The sequence below is a fragment of the Variovorax sp. KK3 genome (assembly GCF_001984055.1).
GTDB lineage: Bacteria > Pseudomonadota > Gammaproteobacteria > Burkholderiales > Burkholderiaceae_C > Variovorax.
The window spans coordinates 1-18,053 of record NZ_LYVO01000039.1 but is presented as its reverse complement, the minus strand read 5'-3'; the positions used below and the strand labels follow the sequence as shown (position 1 = coordinate 18,053).

18 protein-coding genes and 3 tRNA genes are annotated in these 18,053 nt (G+C 68.2%); all 21 read left to right on the top strand.

The window, feature by feature from the left end:
- The first annotated feature begins 19 nt into the window (after positions 1–19).
- The 21 genes from B0W80_RS19025 (at position 20) to B0W80_RS18925 (ending at position 17,983) form a co-directional block, all read left to right on the top strand.
- Positions 20–1,336: an aromatic ring-hydroxylating dioxygenase subunit alpha gene (locus tag B0W80_RS19025; protein WP_077000721.1), complete on the top strand. Its 1,317-nt coding sequence runs from the start codon at positions 20–22 to the stop codon at positions 1,334–1,336.
- The gene (locus tag B0W80_RS19020) at positions 1,333–1,797 is read left to right on the top strand and encodes an aromatic-ring-hydroxylating dioxygenase subunit beta (protein WP_077000720.1); all 465 of its coding nucleotides are present in this window, start codon (positions 1,333–1,335) and stop codon (positions 1,795–1,797) included. The genes B0W80_RS19025 and B0W80_RS19020 overlap by 4 nt, the downstream gene beginning before the upstream one ends.
- A 26-nt stretch (positions 1,798–1,823) precedes the next feature.
- Complete coding sequence (locus tag B0W80_RS19015; protein ID WP_077000719.1) at positions 1,824–2,984, top strand: ABC transporter substrate-binding protein; 1,161 nt, start codon at positions 1,824–1,826, stop codon at positions 2,982–2,984.
- Positions 2,985–3,039: 55 nt separating this feature from the next.
- Positions 3,040–4,095 (top strand): branched-chain amino acid ABC transporter permease, encoded by a 1,056-nt coding sequence (locus tag B0W80_RS19010; RefSeq protein WP_077000718.1) that lies wholly within the window; start codon positions 3,040–3,042, stop codon positions 4,093–4,095.
- A 122-nt stretch (positions 4,096–4,217) separates the two neighbouring features.
- A complete protein-coding gene (locus B0W80_RS19005; protein WP_256856624.1) occupies positions 4,218–5,933 on the top strand; it encodes an ATP-binding cassette domain-containing protein in 1,716 nt (571 codons plus the stop codon).
- Entirely contained in the window at positions 5,930–6,661 is a 732-nt protein-coding gene (locus B0W80_RS19000; protein WP_077000717.1) for an ABC transporter ATP-binding protein, read from the top strand. Before B0W80_RS19005 ends, B0W80_RS19000 begins: the two co-directional genes overlap by 4 nt.
- Positions 6,651–8,258 carry an ATP-dependent acyl-CoA ligase gene (locus B0W80_RS18995; protein ID WP_077000716.1) on the top strand — a complete coding sequence of 536 codons (1,608 nt, stop codon included), beginning with the start codon at positions 6,651–6,653 and terminating at the stop codon, positions 8,256–8,258. Before B0W80_RS19000 ends, B0W80_RS18995 begins: the two co-directional genes overlap by 11 nt.
- Before the next feature lie 5 nt (positions 8,259–8,263).
- On the top strand, positions 8,264–9,031 hold the full coding sequence (locus tag B0W80_RS18990; protein WP_077000715.1) for an SDR family NAD(P)-dependent oxidoreductase: 768 nt from the start codon (positions 8,264–8,266) through the stop codon (positions 9,029–9,031).
- A 71-nt stretch (positions 9,032–9,102) separates the two neighbouring features.
- The gene (locus tag B0W80_RS18985; RefSeq protein ID WP_077000714.1) at positions 9,103–9,879 is read left to right on the top strand and encodes an SDR family NAD(P)-dependent oxidoreductase; all 777 of its coding nucleotides are present in this window, start codon (positions 9,103–9,105) and stop codon (positions 9,877–9,879) included.
- Positions 9,876–10,385, top strand: a complete 510-nt coding sequence (locus B0W80_RS18980) for a MarR family winged helix-turn-helix transcriptional regulator (protein WP_077000713.1) — start codon at positions 9,876–9,878, stop codon at positions 10,383–10,385. The genes B0W80_RS18985 and B0W80_RS18980 overlap by 4 nt, the downstream gene beginning before the upstream one ends.
- Before the next feature lie 269 nt (positions 10,386–10,654).
- Entirely contained in the window at positions 10,655–12,157 is a 1,503-nt protein-coding gene (gene trpE, locus B0W80_RS18975; RefSeq protein WP_077000712.1) for an anthranilate synthase component I, read from the top strand.
- Positions 12,154–12,546 carry a GxxExxY protein gene (locus B0W80_RS18970; protein WP_077000711.1) on the top strand — a complete coding sequence of 131 codons (393 nt, stop codon included), beginning with the start codon at positions 12,154–12,156 and terminating at the stop codon, positions 12,544–12,546. The genes trpE and B0W80_RS18970 overlap by 4 nt, the downstream gene beginning before the upstream one ends.
- On the top strand, positions 12,543–13,127 hold the full coding sequence (locus B0W80_RS18965) for an aminodeoxychorismate/anthranilate synthase component II (RefSeq protein ID WP_077000710.1): 585 nt from the start codon (positions 12,543–12,545) through the stop codon (positions 13,125–13,127). The genes B0W80_RS18970 and B0W80_RS18965 overlap by 4 nt, the downstream gene beginning before the upstream one ends.
- 7 nt (positions 13,128–13,134) lie before the next feature.
- Positions 13,135–14,193 carry a low-specificity L-threonine aldolase gene (gene ltaE / locus B0W80_RS18960; protein WP_077000709.1) on the top strand — a complete coding sequence of 353 codons (1,059 nt, stop codon included), beginning with the start codon at positions 13,135–13,137 and terminating at the stop codon, positions 14,191–14,193.
- 16 nt (positions 14,194–14,209) lie between these two features.
- Complete coding sequence (locus B0W80_RS18955; protein ID WP_077000708.1) at positions 14,210–14,872, top strand: LysE family translocator; 663 nt, start codon at positions 14,210–14,212, stop codon at positions 14,870–14,872.
- A gap of 43 nt (positions 14,873–14,915) precedes the next feature.
- Positions 14,916–15,938 (top strand): anthranilate phosphoribosyltransferase, encoded by a 1,023-nt coding sequence (gene trpD / locus B0W80_RS18950; protein ID WP_077000707.1) that lies wholly within the window; start codon positions 14,916–14,918, stop codon positions 15,936–15,938.
- A 14-nt stretch (positions 15,939–15,952) separates the two neighbouring features.
- Complete coding sequence (gene trpC, locus B0W80_RS18945) at positions 15,953–16,753, top strand: indole-3-glycerol phosphate synthase TrpC (protein WP_077000706.1); 801 nt, start codon at positions 15,953–15,955, stop codon at positions 16,751–16,753.
- Positions 16,750–17,454 (top strand): uracil-DNA glycosylase, encoded by a 705-nt coding sequence (locus B0W80_RS18940; RefSeq protein ID WP_077000705.1) that lies wholly within the window; start codon positions 16,750–16,752, stop codon positions 17,452–17,454. Before trpC ends, B0W80_RS18940 begins: the two co-directional genes overlap by 4 nt.
- 136 nt (positions 17,455–17,590) lie before the next feature.
- Positions 17,591–17,676, top strand: a tRNA-Tyr gene (locus B0W80_RS18935).
- A gap of 118 nt (positions 17,677–17,794) precedes the next feature.
- Positions 17,795–17,868: transfer RNA gene (locus B0W80_RS18930), tRNA-Gly, on the top strand.
- Positions 17,869–17,908: 40 nt separating this feature from the next.
- Positions 17,909–17,983: transfer RNA gene (locus tag B0W80_RS18925), tRNA-Thr, on the top strand.
- The last annotated feature ends 70 nt before the right edge of the window (positions 17,984–18,053 follow it).

Sequence of the window (18,053 nt, the reverse complement as noted above, 5' to 3'; positions counted from 1 at the left end):
CGTCGAACGCACCTTCGCCATGAGCCGCTACCGCGACCGCCCCGACGCCATCCGCGCACTGGTGCAGGACGACCGAGTGCATCGCGACCTGTACCTCAGCGAGGAACTGTTCGCGCTGGAGCAGGAACGCTTCTTCGCCGGCACCTGGCTCTACGTGGGCCACGCCAGCCAGGTGCCGAACGCGGGCGACTACTGGTCGCTCGAACTGGCGGGCCGGCCGGTGATGATGGTGCGCCAGGCAGACGGCGCCGTGCGCGTGTTCTACAACCGCTGCGCCCACAAGGGCAGCCGCCTGGTCAGCGACGAGAGCGGCAACGTCGGCAAGTTCTTCCGCTGTCCGTACCACGCCTGGACCTACAAGCTCGACGGCGCGCCGCTCGCATTGCCCCTTAAGACTGGCTACGAAGGCACGCGGCTGAGGGAATGCGAGTCGGGTCAGGGCCTGGTCGAACTGAAGAACACGGCGGTCTACCGCGACTTCGTGTTCGTGCGCCTGGCCGAGCAGGGGCCGAGCTTCGAAGAATACTTCGGCGACGTGCTCGGTGCGGTCGACAACATGGTCGACCGCTCGCCCGAGGGCAAGCTCACCGTCGGCGGCGGCGTGCTGCGCAGCATCATCCACTGCAACTGGAAGATGTACCTCGAGAACATCAACGACACGGTGCATCCGATGTCGACGCACGAGTCGGCCACGCAAGCGGCGAACGGGCTGTGGCAAGGGCGCTCGCCGGACGAGCCCAAGCCGATGGCGATGGAGCAGATCCTGCCCTTCGGCGCCGGCTACGACTTCTTCGACAAGATGGGCGGCCGCGTGTTCGCCAACGGCCATAGCGTGCTGGGCGTCAACTTCAGCATTCACTCGAATTACGCGCAATTGGCGGATTACGAAGCGGCGATGCGCGAGGCCCACGGCGCCGAGCGCGCCACCGAGATCCTGGAGCGTTCGCCGCAGAACTCGGTGCTCTTTCCCAGCCTCTCGGTCAAGGGCTCGCCACAGGTCATTCGCGTGATCCGCCCGCTGGCGGCCAACCGCACGTTGATCGAAGCCTGGAGCTTCCGTGCGGCCGGTGCGCCCGACCTTTTATTCGAGCGTTCGATGACCTACAACCGTCTGGTCTTCTCGCCCATGTCGGTGGTGGCGCACGACGACGTTCACTTGTTCGAGAGCATGCAGCGCGGGCTCGCGGCGGAGGGCAACGAGTGGGTGAGCCTGCATCGCGACTTCGACCCGGCCGAACTCGAACAGAGCACCATCACCACCAACGGCACCAACGAGCTGCTCATGCGCAACCAGTTCCGCGCGTGGGCCAAGTTCATGACGGAACCTTCGGCATGACGGATGCCGTCGACTTCATCGTCGCCGAAGCCGCGCTGCTCGACGCGGGCCGCTTCGACGACTGGCTCGCGCTCTTCGCCGACGACGGACGCTACTGGGTGCCCTTGCAGGGAGCGGAGCAGGCCGATGCGCTGTCGCACAACTCGCTGGCCTACGAAGACCGGCTGCTGCTGCAGCTGCGCGTCGACCGCCTCAAGAACCCGCGTGCCCACTCGCAGCATCCGCGCAGCCACTGCCAGCACGTGCTGCAGCGCCCGGCGCTCGAACGCGAGGACGGAGACGAACTCGCGCTCGCCACGCCCTTCATCTACATCGAAGCCCGCGGCGACGAGCAGCAGATGCTCGCCGGCACCTGCCGGCACCGGCTCGTGCGCCACGGCGGCGGCTGGCTGATCCGCGAGAAGCGCATCGACCTTCTCAATGCCGGCCGGGCGCTGCCGGCGATCCAGTTGTTCATCTGATCCATCCCACCTCCAGGAGCCTTGACATGAAGAAGAGCTTGATCCAGACCTTGGCGCGCACCGCGCTGGTAGCGTCCCTTGCCATCGGGCTGGCGATCCACGCCCAGGCGGCCGACTTCAAGGTGGGCCTGAGCGTCTCGCTCTCCGGCCCCAACTCGTCGCTCGGCGTGCCTTACGTCAAGGGCATGCAGGCCGCGCAAGCCTACAAGGGCGAGATCAACGGCCGCAAGATCCAGCTGGTCGTGCTCGACGACGGCTCCGACCCGACCACCGCCGGCCGCAATGCGCGCAAGCTGGTCGACGAGGAAAAGGTCGACGTGCTGATGGGCACGTCCGGCGTGCCGGCTGCCATTGCGATGGCGCAGGTGGGCCGCGATGCCAAGGTGCCGATGATCGGCCTCACGCCGATCCAGCTCGACCCGGCCGAGAACCCGTGGGTCTTCACCGTCGCGCAGCCGACGCAGCTGATGATCGACGCCGTGGTGCAGCGCATGCAGAAGGACGGCATCAAGACGGTCGGCTACATCGGCTTCTCCGACGCCTGGGGCGACCTGGTCTACAACGCGCTGATGAAGGCGGCCCCCGCGGCCGGCATCAAGGTGCTGGGCAACGAGCGCTATGCGCGCGCCGACGCGTCCGTCACGGGCCAGATCCTCAAGCTGCTCGCGCTCAAGCCCGATGCGGTGATGACGGGCGGCGCCGGCACGCCCGGCGCGCTGCCCTTCCTGGCCTTGCAGGAGCGCGGCTTCAAGGGGCCGGTGTATGGCCAGCACGGCCTGATCAACCCTGACTTCGTTCGCGTGGTCGGCGCGTCCGGCCAGGGTGCGCTGATGCCCACCGGCCCGGTGATCGTGGCGGAGCAGCTGCCGAACGACTACCCGACCAAGAAGATCGCGATGGACTTCCGCGCGGCTTTCCAGAAGGTCAACAACGCGGCGACCAGCGACGCCTTCTCGGCCTATTCCTTCGACGGCTGGCTGGTGTTCCTCGATGCCGCCGCGCGCGCCAAGGGCGAGCCGGGCACGCCCGAGTTCCGCCAGTCGCTGCGCGACGCGATCGCCAGCACCAAGGAAGTGGTCGGCACGCACGGCGTCTACAACTTCAAGCCGGGCGACCTCTACGGCGTGGACCAGCGCGCACGGGTGATCGTGAAGCTCGAGAACGGCCAGTGGAAGCTGGCGAACTGAGCCCGCACCGGCGATCACCCGAAACCCCACGAGCATTGAGCGGAGGAACTTCTTCATGACACCGGACGTGGCACTGATCCTGGGCATCGACGGCCTGGCGAACGGCGCTATCTATCTTCTGGCCGGGCTGGGACTGGTGCTGATCTTCTCGGTCACGCGCGTGGTCTTCGTGCCCTTCGGCGACGTCGCGGCATTCGCCGCGCTGACGCTGGCCGCCTTCGAAACCGGCCGCGTGCCGCCCACCATCGGCATGGTGATCGTGCTCACGGTCCTGGCCCTGCTGACCGAGATCGGCAGCCTGCTGCGGCGCGGCGAGGCCGCGCGCATTCCCAAGGCCCTGCTGGCCTGGGGCGTGCTGCCGCTGGTGCCCTGCCTGCTGGCCTGGCTGGCCGCCCGCCCCGGCGTGCCGGCGCCGGTGCACATCGCCACGGCCGTGCTGCTGGTGGTGCCGATCGCGCCGCTGCTGGCGCGCGTGGTGTTCCAGCCGATCGCCGATGCCTCGGTGCTGGTGCTGCTGATCGTCTCGCTGGCGCTGCACTTCCTGCTGTCGGGCCTGGGCCTGCTGTTCTTCGGCCCCGAGGGCTCGCGCACGCAGCCGCTGGCCGGTGGCACGCTGCCGCTGGGCGACGGGTTCACGGTGAGCGGGCAGGTGGTGCTGATGGTGAGCGCGGCGATCGTGCTCAGCGGCCTGTTCTTCCTGGTCTTCGAGCGCACGATCGCCGGCAAGGCGCTGCGCGCGACCGCGGTCAACCGCGTCGGCGCACGGCTGGTCGGCATTCGCCCGGCCCGCACGGCACTGCTGGCCTACGGCTGCGCGTCGCTGCTGGCGGGCCTGATCGGCGTGCTGATCGCGCCGGTGACCACCATGTACTACGACTCCGGCTTCATCATCGGCCTCAAGGCCTTCGTGGCCGCGATCATCGGCGGGCTGGTCAGCTACCCGATGACGGCCATCGGTGCGCTGGCGGTCGGCGTCGTCGAAAGCTTCGCATCGTTCTGGAGCGGCGCGCTGAAGGATGTGATCGTCTTCAGCCTGCTGATCCCGGTGCTGATGCTGCGCTCGTTCATGAGCGTGCATTCGGAAGAGGAAGAAGAGGAGGTGGACCAATGAGCGCAGCACCCACACCCGGCGTGTTCGCCGAGTCTGCAGCGCCGGCCACCGCACCCGTGCGGCGGACGTCGAGGCGACCGCTGTGGATCGGCCTGCTGGTCGTCGTGCTGGCACTCGTGCCGATGCTGGCCGGCAACTTCACCGTCTCGCTGCTCAACGACATCGGCATCGGCGCGCTGGTCGCGCTGGGACTGGTGCTGCTCACCGGCATCGGCGGCGCCACGTCCTTCGGGCAGGCGGCTTTCGTCGGCATCGCGGCCTATGCCACGGCGTGGCTGAGCACGACCCAGGGCATGTCGCCGTGGATCGGCCTGGCCTTCGCGCTGGCGCTCACGGGGCTGTCGGCGCTGGCCATCGGGCTGCTCACGCTGCGCCTGGGCGGGCACTTCCTGCCGCTGTCGACCATCGCCTGGGGGCTGTCGATCGCGATGCTGTTCGGCAACGTCGACGCGCTGGGCCGCCACACGGGCTTGTCGAACATTCCGCCGCTCACGATCGGCGGGCTGTCGCTGGCCGATCCGCGCTCGATCTATTACCTGATCTGGGCATTGGTCGGCCTGGCGCTGCTCTTCAGCCACAACCTGCTGCAGTCGCGGCCGGGCCGTGCCATCCGCAGCCTGCGCGGCGGCGCGATCCTCCTGGCCAGCGTCGGCGAGGATGCCTATCGCGTGCGCCTGACGCTCTTCGTGACGGCCGCCCTGTTCGCGGGGCTCGCGGGCTGGCTCTATGCGCACATGAACCGCTTCGTCAGCCCCTCGCCCTTCGACGTGCGTGCCAGCATCGAGTACCTGCTGATGGCGGTGGCCGGCGGGCTCGGCCACCTGGCAGGTGCGCTGGTGGGTGCGGCGCTGGTGCTGATCCTCAAGAACGGCCTGCAGGACGTGCTGCCGCTGCTGACGCAGCGTGCAGGCCAGTTGGAAGCCGTGGCTTTCGCGACGCTCTTCATCCTGCTGCTGCACTTCGCGCGCGGCGGGCTGATGGGCTTCGTGCGGCGCTTCACGCGCAAGCGCGCCGCCGCGCCGCCGCGTGAACTGGATACGCCCGTCGAGCCGCTGCCGCATCGCACGCTGCCGGAGCGCGGCACGCCGATCCTGTCGGTGAACGGTGCGGTCAAGCGCTTCGGCGGGCTGGTGGCCGTCAACGACGTGAGCTTCGAAGTGAAGGCGGGCGAGATCATGGGCCTGATCGGTCCCAACGGCGCCGGCAAGTCGACCATGTTCAACCTGCTGACCTGCACGCTGCCGATGACGGCCGGGCAGGTGCGCTTCCTGGGCCACGACATCGCCGGCATGCCGCAGCGCAAGGTGGCGCGGCTGGGGCTGGCGCGCACCTTCCAGCACGTGAAGCTGCGGCCGCACATGACGCTGCTGGACAACGTGGCGCTGGGCGCGCATTCGCGCACCAACGCGGGCGTGCTGAAGGCGGGCCTACGGCTCGACCGCGCGGAAGAGCGCCAGATCCTGCAGGAGGCGCAGCGCCAGCTCGACCGCATCGGCCTGGGCGACCGCGCGCACGAACTCGCCGGCAGCCTGCCGCTGGGCACGCAGCGCATTCTCGAGATCGCGCGTGCACTCGCCGCCGACCCGGTGCTGCTGGTGCTCGACGAGCCCGCCGCCGGCCTGCGCCGCAAGGAAAAGATGGCCCTGGGCGACCTGCTGCGCAGGCTGCGCGAGGAGGGCGTGACCATCCTGATCGTCGAGCACGACATGGACTTCGTGATGAAACTCGTGGACCGGCTGGTGGTGATGAACTTCGGATCGAAGCTGGTCGAGGGCGTGCCTTCTTCTGTGCGGGCGGACGAGCGGGTGCAGGCGGCCTATCTCGGGAGCGTCGTATGACCGCCATGCTCGAGATCGGTGATCTTCACGTCTCCTACGGTCAAGTCGACGCCGTGCGCGGCGTGTCGCTGAACCTCGAACACGGCCAGATCATCTCGGTCATCGGCCCCAACGGCGCCGGCAAGACCACGCTGCTGGCCGCGGCCATGGGCCTGCTTCCCTGCAAGGGCACGCTGCGCTTCGAGGGCGAGGACCTGCACGGCCTGGACGTGGAAGCCCGCGTGGAGCGCGGCCTGTGCCTGGTGCCCGAGAAGCGCGAGCTCTTCGGCGAACTCAGCGTGCTCGACAACCTGCAGCTCGGCGCCTTCGGCAGCAAGCTGCGCAGCGATGCTTTGAAGAAGCGTCTGCAATCGGTGTACGACCGCTTCCCGCGCCTGGCCGAACGCCGCAGTCAGCGCGCCGACACGCTGTCGGGCGGCGAGCGGCAGATGCTGGCCGTGGGCCGTGCGCTGATGTCGGCGCCGCGCCTGCTGATGCTCGACGAGCCCAGCCTGGGCCTGGCGCCGCTGATCGTGCGCGACATCCTGGCCATCGTGCGCAAGCTGCGCGAAGACGGCGTCTCGATCCTGCTGGTGGAGCAGAACGCGCGCGCCGCGCTGGAAAGCTCGGACCACGGCTACGTGCTGGAGACCGGTGAGATCGCGCTGACCGGCGCCTCGCAGGAACTGGCCAACGACCCGCGCGTGCAGGCCACCTACCTGGGCGGGGGCACGCACGATGACGACTGAGCGCCACGCGATGGCGCTGCCGCCGTCGCAGCGCACGCTGCCGGCGATGCTGGTGCACCAGGCCGAGCGCTTCGGCGCACGGCCGCTGCTGCGCATCGCGGGCCGCACGTGGACGCATGCGGATGCACAGCAGGCGGCGGCCGGGCGCGCGGGCGCGTTCGCGAAGGCTGGCGTGCAGCGCGGCGACCGCGTGGCCGTGATGAGCGGCAACCGCATCGAGTTCCTCGAAGTCTTTCTCGGGTGCGGCTGGATGGGTGCTGCCACGGTGCCCATCAACACCGCGTCCATGGGGCCGCAGATCGGCTACTTCCTGCGCAACAGCGAGGCGAAGCTGCTCGTGATCGAGGCGGCTTTCGTCGAGCGCCTGGAGGCGGCCGACCTGGCCGACCTGGCGGGTACGAGCCTGCGCGAGATCTGGGTGCTCGACGGCGAGGCGGGCGAGATTGCCGGCGTGCCGAGCGTCCCGTACCCCATGCCCGGCGATGCGGCAGAGTCGGCCCCGGTGCAGCCCGGCGATCCCATCGCCATCCTGTACACCTCCGGCACCACCGGCCCTGCCAAGGGCGTGGTGTGTCCGCACGCGCAGTACCACTGGTGGGGCGTCAACAGCGCCGACGTGCTGGGCGTGGGGCCGACGGACGTGCTGTGCACCACGCTGCCGCTCTTTCACATCAACGCGCTCAATACCTTCGCGCAGGCCGCGATCACCGGCTGCGAGGTGGTGTTCGAGCAGCGCTTCTCGGCCTCCGGTTTCTGGGCCTCGATGCGGGCTTCGGGAGCGACCGTGGTGTACCTGCTGGGCGCGATGGTGCCGATCCTGCTGGCACAGCCCGAGGGGCCGGGCGAGCGCGACCACCGCGTGCGCGTCGGCCTGGGGCCGGGCGTGCCGGAGTCGGCGGGCCACGCCTTCCTCGCGCGCACGGGCGTCCGTCTGCTGGAGGGCTACGGGTCGACCGAAACCAATTTCGCGATCGCCACCGCACCCGATTCGCCGCGCGGCGGCGTGATGGGCTGGTTGCGCCCCGGCTTCGAAGCACGGGTGGCGGATGAAGACGACGTCGCGCTGCCCGACGGCGAAGCCGGCGAACTGCTGCTGCGCGCCGACGAGCCCTACGCCTTCGCGAGCGGCTACTTCAACATGCCCGGAAAGACCGTCGAGGCCTGGCGCAACCTGTGGTTCCACACCGGCGACCGCGTGGTGCGCGAGGCCGACGGCGCCTTCCGCTTCGTCGATCGCATCAAGGATGCGATCCGGCGGCGTGGCGAGAACATCTCGTCCTTCGAGGTCGAGCAGGTGCTGTTGAGCCATCCCGGCGTGGCGGCGTGCGCGGTCTACCCGGTGCGTTCCGAACTGGCCGAGGACGAAGTGATGGCCGCGCTGGTCTCGCGCGAGGGCCTGCGCATCGATCCGGCGGAATTGCTCGCCTTTTGCGAAAGCCGGCTGCCTTACTTCGCGCTGCCGCGCTACGTCGACCTGCTGGAGGATCTGCCGCGCACCGAGAACGGCAAGGTGCAGAAATACAAGCTGCGCGAGCGCGGCGTGACGACGATCACCTGGGACCGCGGGCCGGGTGGGCGCCCGCAGGCCAAGGGCTGAACGTCATGGCCACAGGCCCCGAGCTGTTCTCGCTGGCCGGTCGCACGGCCTTCGTGACCGGTGCGGGGCAGGGGTTGGGCGCGGCCATTTCGCTGGGGCTTGCGCAGGCCGATGTCCGGCTTGTGCTGACCGACGTCGACGCCGCAAAGGTCGAGGATGTCGCGGCCCGCTTGAGAAGCGCTGGGCACGAGGCGATCGCCATGCCACTGGACGTGCGCGACGAGTCCGCCTTTCTCCGGTGCTTCGACTCGGCGATCGATCGCCTGGGCAGCGTGGACGTGATGGTGAACAACGCCGCCCGCACGCCGTCGACCTCGCTCTGGGACATCAGTGCAGCGGAATGGGACGAAGTGCTGGCCGTCAACCTGCGCGGCAGCTTCTTCGGCTGCCGCATCGCCGGGCGCCACATGCGCGAGCGCGGCGCCGGGCGCATCGTCAACCTGGCCTCGATCGCCGGGCAGCAGGCGAGCGCCGCCACGGGTGCGCACTACGCGGCGTCGAAGGCAGGATTGGTTGCGCTGACGCGGGCCTTCGCGCAGGAACTCGCGCCGCATGGGGTCACGGTCAATGCACTGGCGCCGGCGGCGGTGCGCAGTCCGCTGCTCGATGCGATGGATGCGGAGAAGCAGGGCCGGCTGATGGCCGCCGTGCCGGTCGGGCGTTTCGGCGAGCCGGAGGAAGTGGCTGCGGCGGTGCTTTACCTGGCGTCGCCGGGCGCGGCCTTCGTGACGGGCGCCACGCTGGACCTCAACGGCGGCCGGCTGATGCGCTGAGCGGGACCGCGTGCGAGCAGAGGGTGAGCAGGGCGTGTGAATAAAATCATTCAGAACTAAACATTTCAGGCATGCAAGCAAATTCATTGACTGGCCGCCATGCGCTCGTGACCGGCGCGGCGCGCGGCATCGGCGCCGAGATCGCCCGCACGCTGGCCGCGGAAGGCGCCGTGCTGACTCTGCTGGGGCGCGACCGCGCGAGCCTTCTGCGGGTGGCGGAATCGCTGACCGGCAGCGGCCATGGCGTGGTGGCGGCCGACGTGGCCGGCCCGGAAGCGGTGGCGGCTGCCTTCGCGCAGGCGCGGGCCGAGCGAGGCCCGGTCGCGATCTTGGTCAACAACGCGGGCGCGGCCGAGAGCGCGCCCTTCCTGAAGACATCGACCGAGCTGTGGCAGCGCATGCTGGCCGTCAATTTGACCGGCAGCTTTCTCTGTGCGCAGGCCGCGCTGCCGGGCATGCTGGAGGCCGGCTGGGGCCGCATCGTCAACATCGCCAGCACGGCGGGACAGAAGGGCTATGCCTACGTCAGCGCCTACAGCGCCGCGAAGCACGGCGTGATCGGCCTCACGCGTTCGCTGGCGCTGGAAGTGGCGCGCAAGGGCGTGACCGTGAATGCCGTCTGCCCCGGCTACACCGATACCGACATCCTGCGCGACAGCGTCGCGAACGTGGTCGGCAAGACCGGCCGCAGCGAAGAGGAAGCGCTGGCCGAGTTCGCCTCGGTCAATCCGCAGCGGCGCATCGTGCAGCCTTCGGAGGTGGCGGATGCCGTGCGCTGGCTGTGCGGCGAGGGTGCGGCATCGGTCACCGGGCAGTCGATTTCGGTGTCGGGCGGCGAGGTCACATGAAGCAGCACGACGACGACTCGCACGCGCTGCTCAGCGACGCCCAGGAGCTGGGTCACGAGGCGCGTGCCGGCATCGGCGACCATGCGGTGCTCAAGCTCTGGCTGCGCATGCTGGCCAGCACGGCCCAGGTCGAATCGGAAATCCGCAAGCGGCTGCGCGAGAACTTCGACATCTCGCTGGCCCGCTTCGACTACATGGCCCAGCTCTACCGCTACCGCGAGGGGCTGAAGATGCGCGTGCTGTCGCGCTACCTGATGGTGACCGGCGGCAACGTCACGGGGCTCACCGATGAACTGGAGCGCGAGGGCATGGTGCAGCGCTCGGCCAGCCCGGAAGACCGCCGCGCCTGGATCGTCAGCCTCACGGCCAAGGGCCGGCGCAGCTTCGAGGCCATGGCCAAGGCGCACGAGGAATGGCTGCTGGAACTGTTCGGCGGGCTGGACGAAAAGGCAGTGCAGCAGGTCTATGCCCACCTGGGCGCGTTGCGCGTGCACCTGGTCAGCTGACCCCGCCAGCGGCGACCTGTTCGAACGCCGTCGTTTGTGCGGCACGCGATCCGTGGGATAAACTCGCGCTCCCATGTTCATTCATCACGTCATTCAGACAGGTCAAGGCGGCCGGGGAGCCTGGCCTTGGCGCACGCCATCGTTGCAGCCTGTTTGAACGCACGGCGCACGCCGTGCGCCCGCGGCCGAGGTCCATGCCGACCCGGCCAACCCCCATGTGAATGACACCGGCGGCCACGAGTCGTCGCCGGCCGACGGAGACCCCACCCGTGATCACCGAACTCGAATTCAAGAGCCTCAGCGCGCAGGGCTACAACCGCATCCCGCTGATGGTCGAGGCCTTCGCGGACCTCGAAACGCCCCTTTCCCTGTATCTCAAGCTGGCCCACACCAAGGAGGGCGGCCGCCACAGCTTCCTTCTCGAATCGGTGGTCGGCGGCGAGCGCTTCGGGCGCTACAGCTTCATCGGCCTGCCGGCGCGCACGCTGCTGCGTGCCAGTGGCTTCGGCGCCGAGGCGCTGACCCAGGTGGTCACCGCCGGCAAGGTGGTCGAGGAAGTCAAAGGCAATCCCCTGGACTTCATCGCGGCCTATCAGAAGCGCTTCAAGGTGGCGCTGCGGCCGGGCTTGCCGCGCTTCTGCGGCGGCCTGGCCGGCTACTTCGGCTACGACGCTGTGCGCCACATCGAGAAGAAGCTCGAGAAGAGCTGCCCGCCCGACACGCTGGGCTGCCCGGACATCCTGCTTCTGCAGTGCGAGGAGCTGGCAGTCATCGACAACCTGTCGGGCAAGCTGTACCTGATCGTCTATGCCGACCCGTCCCAGCCCGAGGCCTACGCCAACGCCAAGCGGCGCCTGCGCGAATTGCGCGATCAGCTCAAGTATTCGGTGAGCGCGCCGCAGGTGCGGCCGACCCAGGCGCATCCGGCCGAGCGCAGCTTCGCGAAGACGGACTACATCGCCGCCGTGGAGCGCGCCAAGGAGCTGATCGCCGCGGGCGACTTCATGCAGGTGCAGGTGGGCCAGCGCATCAGCAAGCGCTATACGGAGTCGCCGCTGTCGCTCTATCGCGCGCTGCGCTCGCTCAATCCCTCGCCCTACATGTATTACTACGACATGGGCGACTTCCACGTCGTGGGCGCCTCGCCCGAGATCCTGGTGCGTCAGGAGCACACGGGCGAAGGCGAACAGAAGATCACCATTCGCCCGCTGGCCGGCACCCGCCCGCGCGGCGCATCGCCCGAGCTGGACAAGGCGGCCGAGGTCGAGCTGATCAACGACCCGAAGGAGCGCGCCGAGCACGTGATGCTGATCGACCTGGCGCGCAACGACATCGGCCGCATCGCGAAGATCGGCAGCGTGAAGGTGACCGAGGCCTTCGCGATCGAACGCTACAGCCACGTGATGCACATCGTGAGCAACGTCGAAGGCATCCTGCAGGACGGCATGACCGCCATCGACGTGCTCAAGGCCACCTTTCCGGCCGGCACGCTGACCGGCGCGCCCAAGGTGCATGCGATGGAGTTGATCGACCAGCTCGAACCGACCAAGCGCGGCCTCTACGGCGGCGCCTGCGGCTACATCAGCTATGCGGGCGACATGGACGTCGCGATCGCGATCCGCACCGGCATCGTGAAAGACCAGATGCTGCACGTGCAGGCCGCCGCCGGGGTGGTGGCGGATTCGGTGCCGGAACTGGAGTGGAAGGAAACCGAGGCCAAGGCCCGGGCCTTGTTGCGCGCGGCCGAACTGGTTGAAGAGGGCCTGGAATGAGCGCCGCGCCCGACGTCCAGAACGACTTCACGCACGAGATCATCGGCGCGGCGGTCGAGGTTCAGCGCGTGCTGGGCACGGGACTCGACGAAGGCGCTTACGCCGCGGCGCTGGCGATCGAGCTCGCCGAGCGCGAGATCGGCTTCGCGCGCGACGTGGCGCTGTCGGCCAGCTACAAGGGCCGCTCGCTCGGCGAGGCGTACCGCGCGGGCTTCGTGGTCGAGCACTCGGTCGTCGTCGAACTCAGGGCGGTCGACGTGCTGACCGACCTGCACCGCGCGCAGGTCCAGGCCGCGTTGCGCCTGTCTGGCCTCAAGCTGGGCCTCCTGATCAACTTCAACGTGTTCCCCGTCGTCAAGGGCGTGCACCGGATTGCGAGCAAGCCATGAAATTGCTGATGATCGACAACTACGACAGCTTCACCTACAACATCGTCCAGTACTTCGGCGAGCTGGGTGCGGAGGTGCAGGTGCATCGCAACGACGAGATCACGGTGGCGCAGATCGGCGAGGCGATCGCTTCGGGCGTGACCCGGCTCGTCGTGTCGCCCGGGCCCTGCTCGCCGGCGGAAGCGGGTGTGTCGGTGGCCGCCATCGAGGCCTTCGCGGGCAAGCTGCCGATCCTCGGCGTGTGCCTGGGTCATCAAGCCATCGGCGCAGCCTTCGGCGGCAAGATCATCCGTGCGCGCCAGCTGATGCACGGCAAGACCAGCGAGATCACGACCACGCAGGAGGGCGTCTTCGCGGGGCTGCCCCGCAAGTTCGTCGTCAACCGGTACCACTCGCTCGCGATCGAGCCCGAGAGCTGCCCGGAGGCCCTGGCGGTCACGGCCTGGACCGACGACAAGGAAATCATGGGCGTGCGGCACACCGGATTCGCACACGAGGTGCGCATCGAAGGCGTGCAGTTCCACCCCGAATCGATCTTGACGGAACATGGCCATGCCATGCTCAAGAACTTCCTGGACTGATCCCACCATGACCGAAAAATCTTCCGTCGTCGACCTGCGCAGCGATACCGTCACGCAGCCCTCGCGCGGCATGCGCGAAGCCATGATGAGCGCGCCGCTGGGCGACGACGTCTTCAGCGCCGATCCGAGCGTCAATGCGCTGCAGGAAAAGATCGCCGCGCTGCTGGGCTTCGAGGCTGCGCTGTTCGTGCCGACCGGCACCCAGAGCAACCTCTGCGGCATCCTTTCGCACTGCGGACGCGGCGACGAATACATCGTGGGCCAGCAGGCCCACTGCTACCGCTGGGAAGGCGGCGGCGCCGCGGTGTTCGGCAGCGTGCAGCCGCAGCCGCTCGACCACGCGCCAGACGGCACGCTGCCGCTCGCGCAGATCGAGGCGTCGATCAAGCCCGACGACGCGCACTTCGCGCGCACGCGGCTGCTGGCGCTCGAGAACACATTGGGCGGCAAGCTGCTGCCCTTCGACTACGTGCAAGCCGCCACGGCGCTCGCCAGGCGCAAGGGCGTGCAGTCGCATCTGGATGGCGCGCGGCTCTTCAACGCGGCGACCGCGCAGGCGGCGCTGACCGACAGCAGCGACGTGCGTGCCGAGGCGCGCCGCATCGCGCAGTGCTTCGACAGCGTGTCGGTGTGCTTCAGCAAGGGGCTCGGTGCGCCGATCGGTTCGGCGCTGGTCGGTTCGCGCGATTTCATCGCACGCGCCCACCGCATCCGCAAGATGGCAGGCGGCGGCATGCGGCAGGCCGGCCTGCTCGCGGCGGCGGCGGCATACGCGCTCGATCAGCACGTCGATCGCCTCGCGGACGACCACGCGCTGGCAGTGCGGCTCGCGCACGGGCTCCAGGGCATCGAGGGGCTGACGGTCGAGACGCCGCACACGAACATCGTGTTCGTCGACCTGACAGGTGCGGCGCAATCGCGCTCGGCCGAACTGCTGGCGCAACTCAACGCGCAGGGCATCCTGGCGACCGGGCTGTACCGCCTGCGCTTCGTGACGCATCTCGACGTCGACGCGGCGGGCGTCGATCGCGCCGTGGCCGCGATCCGCGCGTTCTTCAAGGCCTGACAGGAGCGCATCCGCCATGCCCGATCTGCCGCACCTGCTCGCGTTCATCGCGGCGGGCTTGTTGCTCAACCTGACGCCGGGGCCCGACGTGCTCTACGTGGTGACGAACTCGCTGCGTTCCGGCACGCGCGCCGGCATCGTCGCCGGACTCGGCATCACGGCCGGCTGCTTCGTCCACATCTTCGCCGCAGCCGCAGGCGTGGGTGCCTTGTTGTCCGCTTCCGTGACCGCGTTCACCGTCCTCAAGTACATCGGCGCGGCGTACCTGCTGTATCTGGGGGCGCGCATGCTGCTGTCGCGCGCGGCGTCGCCGACCGACCTGGATGCGACGGTCGCCGCGGGCCCGCAGCGCAGCTTGAGGGCGATCTTTCTCGGGGGCTTCTGGAGCAACGTGCTCAATCCGAAGGTCGTGCTGTTCTTCCTGGCATTCGTGCCGCAGTTCATCCAGCCCGAGGCCGGCAACAAGGCGCTGGCCTTCGTGCTGCTGGGCATGCTGTTCAACTTCAATGCGATCCCGGTCAACGTGGCGTGGGCGCTGGCCGCGGGCTGGATGGCGCGCCGACGCACCGTTCAGCGAGGCATGCAATGGTTCGAGCGCGTGGCAGGCGTACTGTTCATCGGCTTCGGCCTCAAGCTCGCGCTCGCGGACGCACCGGGAGCGGTCCGCGTCGGCCGCTGACTCAAGACACCCCAAGACACCCCCAGTTACCCAGGAGACTTCCATGATCACCCCGCAAGAAGCACTGCAGCGCACCATCGAGCACCGCGAGGTGTTCCACGACGAAATGCTGCATATCGTGCGCCTCATCATGAGCGGCGAATGCTCGCCCGTGATGATGGCGGCGCTGATCACCGGCCTGCGCGTCAAGAAGGAAACCATCGGCGAAATCACCGCCGCGGCTCAGGTGATGCGCGAGGTCTCGACCAAGGTGCCCGTGGCCGACACCCGTCATCTGGTCGACATCGTCGGCACGGGAGGCGACGGATCGCACACCTTCAACATCTCGACCTGCGCCATGTTCGTGGCGGCCGCGGCGGGGGCGAAGGTCAGCAAGCATGGCGGCCGCAGCGTGAGCAGCAAGTCCGGCAGCGCCGACGTGCTGGAGTCGCTGGGCATCAACATCAACTTGAAGCCCGAGCAGATTGCCAAGAGCATCGCGGAGGTCGGCATCGGCTTCATGTTCGCCCCCAACCACCATCCGGCCATGAAGAACGTGGCGCCGGTGCGCAAGGAGCTGGGCATCAAGACCATCTTCAACATCCTGGGGCCGCTGACCAACCCGGCGGGCGCGCCGAACATCCTGATGGGTGTGTTCCATCCGGACCTGGTCGGCATCCAGGTGCGGGCGCTGCAGCGCCTGGGCGCCCAGCATGCGCTGGTGGTCTACGGACGCGACGGCATGGACGAGATCTCGCTCGGCGCTGCCACCATGGTCGGCGAGCTGAAGAACGGCGAGGTGCGCGAGTACGAGCTGCATCCCGAGGACTTCGGCTTCGCGATGTCGAGCAATCGCACACTGCGCGTCGAGACGCCGGAGCAGTCCAAGGCCATGCTATTGGGCGTGCTGGACAACGAAGCCGGAGCGGCGCGCGACATCGTGATCTTCAATGCGGGCGCCGCGCTCTACGCGGCGGACTTGGTCGACTCGATGGCTGCGGGCATCGAGCGCGCTCGCGGCGCGATCGAGTCGGGCGCCGCCAAGGGCAAGTTGGCCGAGTTGATTCGCTTCAGCAGCGCAGCTTGAAAGGAGGCGCCAGCATGTCCGACATTCTCGAGAAGATCGTTGCCGTCAAGCGCGAGGAAGTGGCCGCCGCACGCAAGAGGACCGCACTGGAGGCGATGCGCCAGGATGCCGAAGGCCGCGTCCTGACGCGCGACTTCGTCGGCGCCCTGCGCGCCAAGATTGCCGCCGGGCAGGCGGCCGTGATCGCCGAGATCAAGAAGGCCAGCCCGAGCAAGGGCGTGCTGCGCGCGGAATTCGAGCCGGCCGATATCGCCCAGAGCTACGCCGAGGGCGACGGCACGATCACCGCGGCCTGCCTCTCCGTGCTGACCGACCGCCAGTTTTTTCAGGGTGGCGTCGACTACCTGAAGCAGGCGCGTGCGTCGTGCGACCTGCCGGTGCTGCGCAAGGATTTCATCGTCGACGCCTACCAGGTCTACGAGTCTCGCGCGATCGGCGCCGATGCCATTCTGCTGATCGCGGCGTGCCTGGACGACGCACAGATGCGCGACTTCGAGGAGATCGCCGTCGGGCTGGGCATGGCGGTGCTGGTGGAGGTGCACGACGCGGGCGAGCTCGAGCGGGCGCTCAAGCTCCGCACGCCGCTCATCGGCGTCAACAACCGCAACCTGCGGACCTTCGAGGTGTCGGTGCAGACCACGCTCGACCTGCTTCCGGGGCTGCCCGAGGGGCGGTTGCTCGTCACCGAATCGGGCATCACCCTGCGCGAAGACATCGCCCGACTGCGCGCCGCGGGCGTCCATGCCTTCCTGGTCGGCGAGGCCTTCATGCGGGCCGACGAACCGGGCGAGGCGCTCGCCGACTTGTTCCGATGAGCGCGGTGGCCACCCAGTTGCAGAGCGCCGATCCGGCCGATTGGCCGGTGGCTGAAGGCTGGCAATTGCTGGTCGACGAATTCTTCGGCGCGGCTTCGGGGCTGAAACTGGTCGATTTCCTGCACGAGCGGCTGAAGTCGGGTGCGGTGATCTTCCCGCCGCGCCCTCTGCGGGCGCTGGAGCTCACGCCGCCGGAGGCGGTGCGCGTCGTGATCCTGGGCCAGGACCCGTACCACGGACGCGGCCAGGCCGAAGGGCTGGCTTTTTCCGTCGCGCCGGGCGTGGCGTTGCCGCCCTCCCTGCGCAACATCTTCAAGGAACTTCAGCGCGACCTGGGGATGCCGCCGCCTCGATTTCCCGACCCTGGCGGCAGCTTGGTGAAGTGGGCCACGCACGGCGTGCTGTTGCTCAACACCTGTTTGACGGTGGAAGAGGGGCAGCCGGCCAGCCATTCGGGTCGCGGCTGGGAAGTGCTGACCGATGCCGTGATCCGGCATGTCGCCCATTCGGAGCGGCCTGTGGTGTTCATGCTTTGGGGTTCCCACGCGCAAAGCAAGAAGGCGCTGATCGATGGGAATAGGCACAAGGTGCTGACGGCAAACCACCCCTCGCCGCTGTCGGCCCTGCGTCCGCCGGTGCCCTTCATCGGCTGCGGCCACTTCAGCCAGGCTCGCGCTTGGCGCGAAACGCAAGGTTTGTGATTTGGCCCGGGCAAAATTGCCGCGGTTGATTCGGAGGAGACGGCATGAGCAACTCCCGCCCCAGTGCGACGCCTCGACTTTCCCACCCCGGCTCGACGACCGGCCCTTCCAACCGTGCTATATTTCGAGGTTCGCCGGAGAGGTGGCCGAGTGGTTAATGGCAGCAGACTGTAAATCTGCCCTCTTACGAGTACGCTGGTTCGAATCCAGCCCTCTCCACCAGCGAAGAATGGATTTGCAGAGCGTTTGAATGGCGGGGCTTGGTGTGGCGCTGGAAGGCAAAACACGAGGCCCGGACCGTGCTGCAATGTGGCCCGAGTCGTTGGGGCTGCGATGCGATGCGGGAGTAGTTCAATGGTAGAACCCTAGCCTTCCAAGCTAATGACGCGGGTTCGATTCCCGTCTCCCGCTCCAGCGATCCAGTCGACGCAAGGCACGGTTAGTCAAGAATTTCGCCCATTTGGCTCAGTGGTAGAGCACTCCCTTGGTAAGGGAGAGGTCGCGGGTCCGATTCCCGCAATGGGCACCAGTTTTGGGGTTGCAGTCGGTCGGGTGCAGTCTCACGTCAGTGTGTTGATCTAGTTATTTTTCGGAGTCGA

Excerpts from the sequence above, each read along its gene's own strand:
- B0W80_RS18995 (WP_077000716.1), top strand. The coding sequence starts at position 6,651 with ATGACGACTGAGCGCCACGCGATGGCGCTGCCGCCGTCGCAGCGCACG.
- ltaE (WP_077000709.1), top strand. The coding sequence starts at position 13,135 with ATGACCGAAAAATCTTCCGTCGTCGACCTGCGCAGCGATACCGTCACG.
- trpD (WP_077000707.1), top strand. The coding sequence starts at position 14,916 with ATGATCACCCCGCAAGAAGCACTGCAGCGCACCATCGAGCACCGCGAG.
- B0W80_RS19025 (WP_077000721.1), top strand. The coding sequence starts at position 20 with ATGAGCCGCTACCGCGACCGCCCCGACGCCATCCGCGCACTGGTGCAG.
- B0W80_RS19010 (WP_077000718.1), top strand. The coding sequence starts at position 3,040 with ATGACACCGGACGTGGCACTGATCCTGGGCATCGACGGCCTGGCGAAC.
- B0W80_RS19020 (WP_077000720.1), top strand. The coding sequence starts at position 1,333 with ATGACGGATGCCGTCGACTTCATCGTCGCCGAAGCCGCGCTGCTCGAC.
- B0W80_RS18955 (WP_077000708.1), top strand. The coding sequence starts at position 14,210 with ATGCCCGATCTGCCGCACCTGCTCGCGTTCATCGCGGCGGGCTTGTTG.
- B0W80_RS18940 (WP_077000705.1), top strand. The coding sequence starts at position 16,750 with ATGAGCGCGGTGGCCACCCAGTTGCAGAGCGCCGATCCGGCCGATTGG.
- B0W80_RS18985 (WP_077000714.1), top strand. The coding sequence starts at position 9,103 with ATGCAAGCAAATTCATTGACTGGCCGCCATGCGCTCGTGACCGGCGCG.
- B0W80_RS18965 (WP_077000710.1), top strand. The coding sequence starts at position 12,543 with ATGAAATTGCTGATGATCGACAACTACGACAGCTTCACCTACAACATC.
- B0W80_RS18980 (WP_077000713.1), top strand. The coding sequence starts at position 9,876 with ATGAAGCAGCACGACGACGACTCGCACGCGCTGCTCAGCGACGCCCAG.
- B0W80_RS19015 (WP_077000719.1), top strand. The coding sequence starts at position 1,824 with ATGAAGAAGAGCTTGATCCAGACCTTGGCGCGCACCGCGCTGGTAGCG.
- B0W80_RS19005 (WP_256856624.1), top strand. The coding sequence starts at position 4,218 with ATGCTGGCCGGCAACTTCACCGTCTCGCTGCTCAACGACATCGGCATC.
- B0W80_RS18990 (WP_077000715.1), top strand. The coding sequence starts at position 8,264 with ATGGCCACAGGCCCCGAGCTGTTCTCGCTGGCCGGTCGCACGGCCTTC.
- trpC (WP_077000706.1), top strand. The coding sequence starts at position 15,953 with ATGTCCGACATTCTCGAGAAGATCGTTGCCGTCAAGCGCGAGGAAGTG.
- B0W80_RS18970 (WP_077000711.1), top strand. The coding sequence starts at position 12,154 with ATGAGCGCCGCGCCCGACGTCCAGAACGACTTCACGCACGAGATCATC.
- B0W80_RS19000 (WP_077000717.1), top strand. The coding sequence starts at position 5,930 with ATGACCGCCATGCTCGAGATCGGTGATCTTCACGTCTCCTACGGTCAA.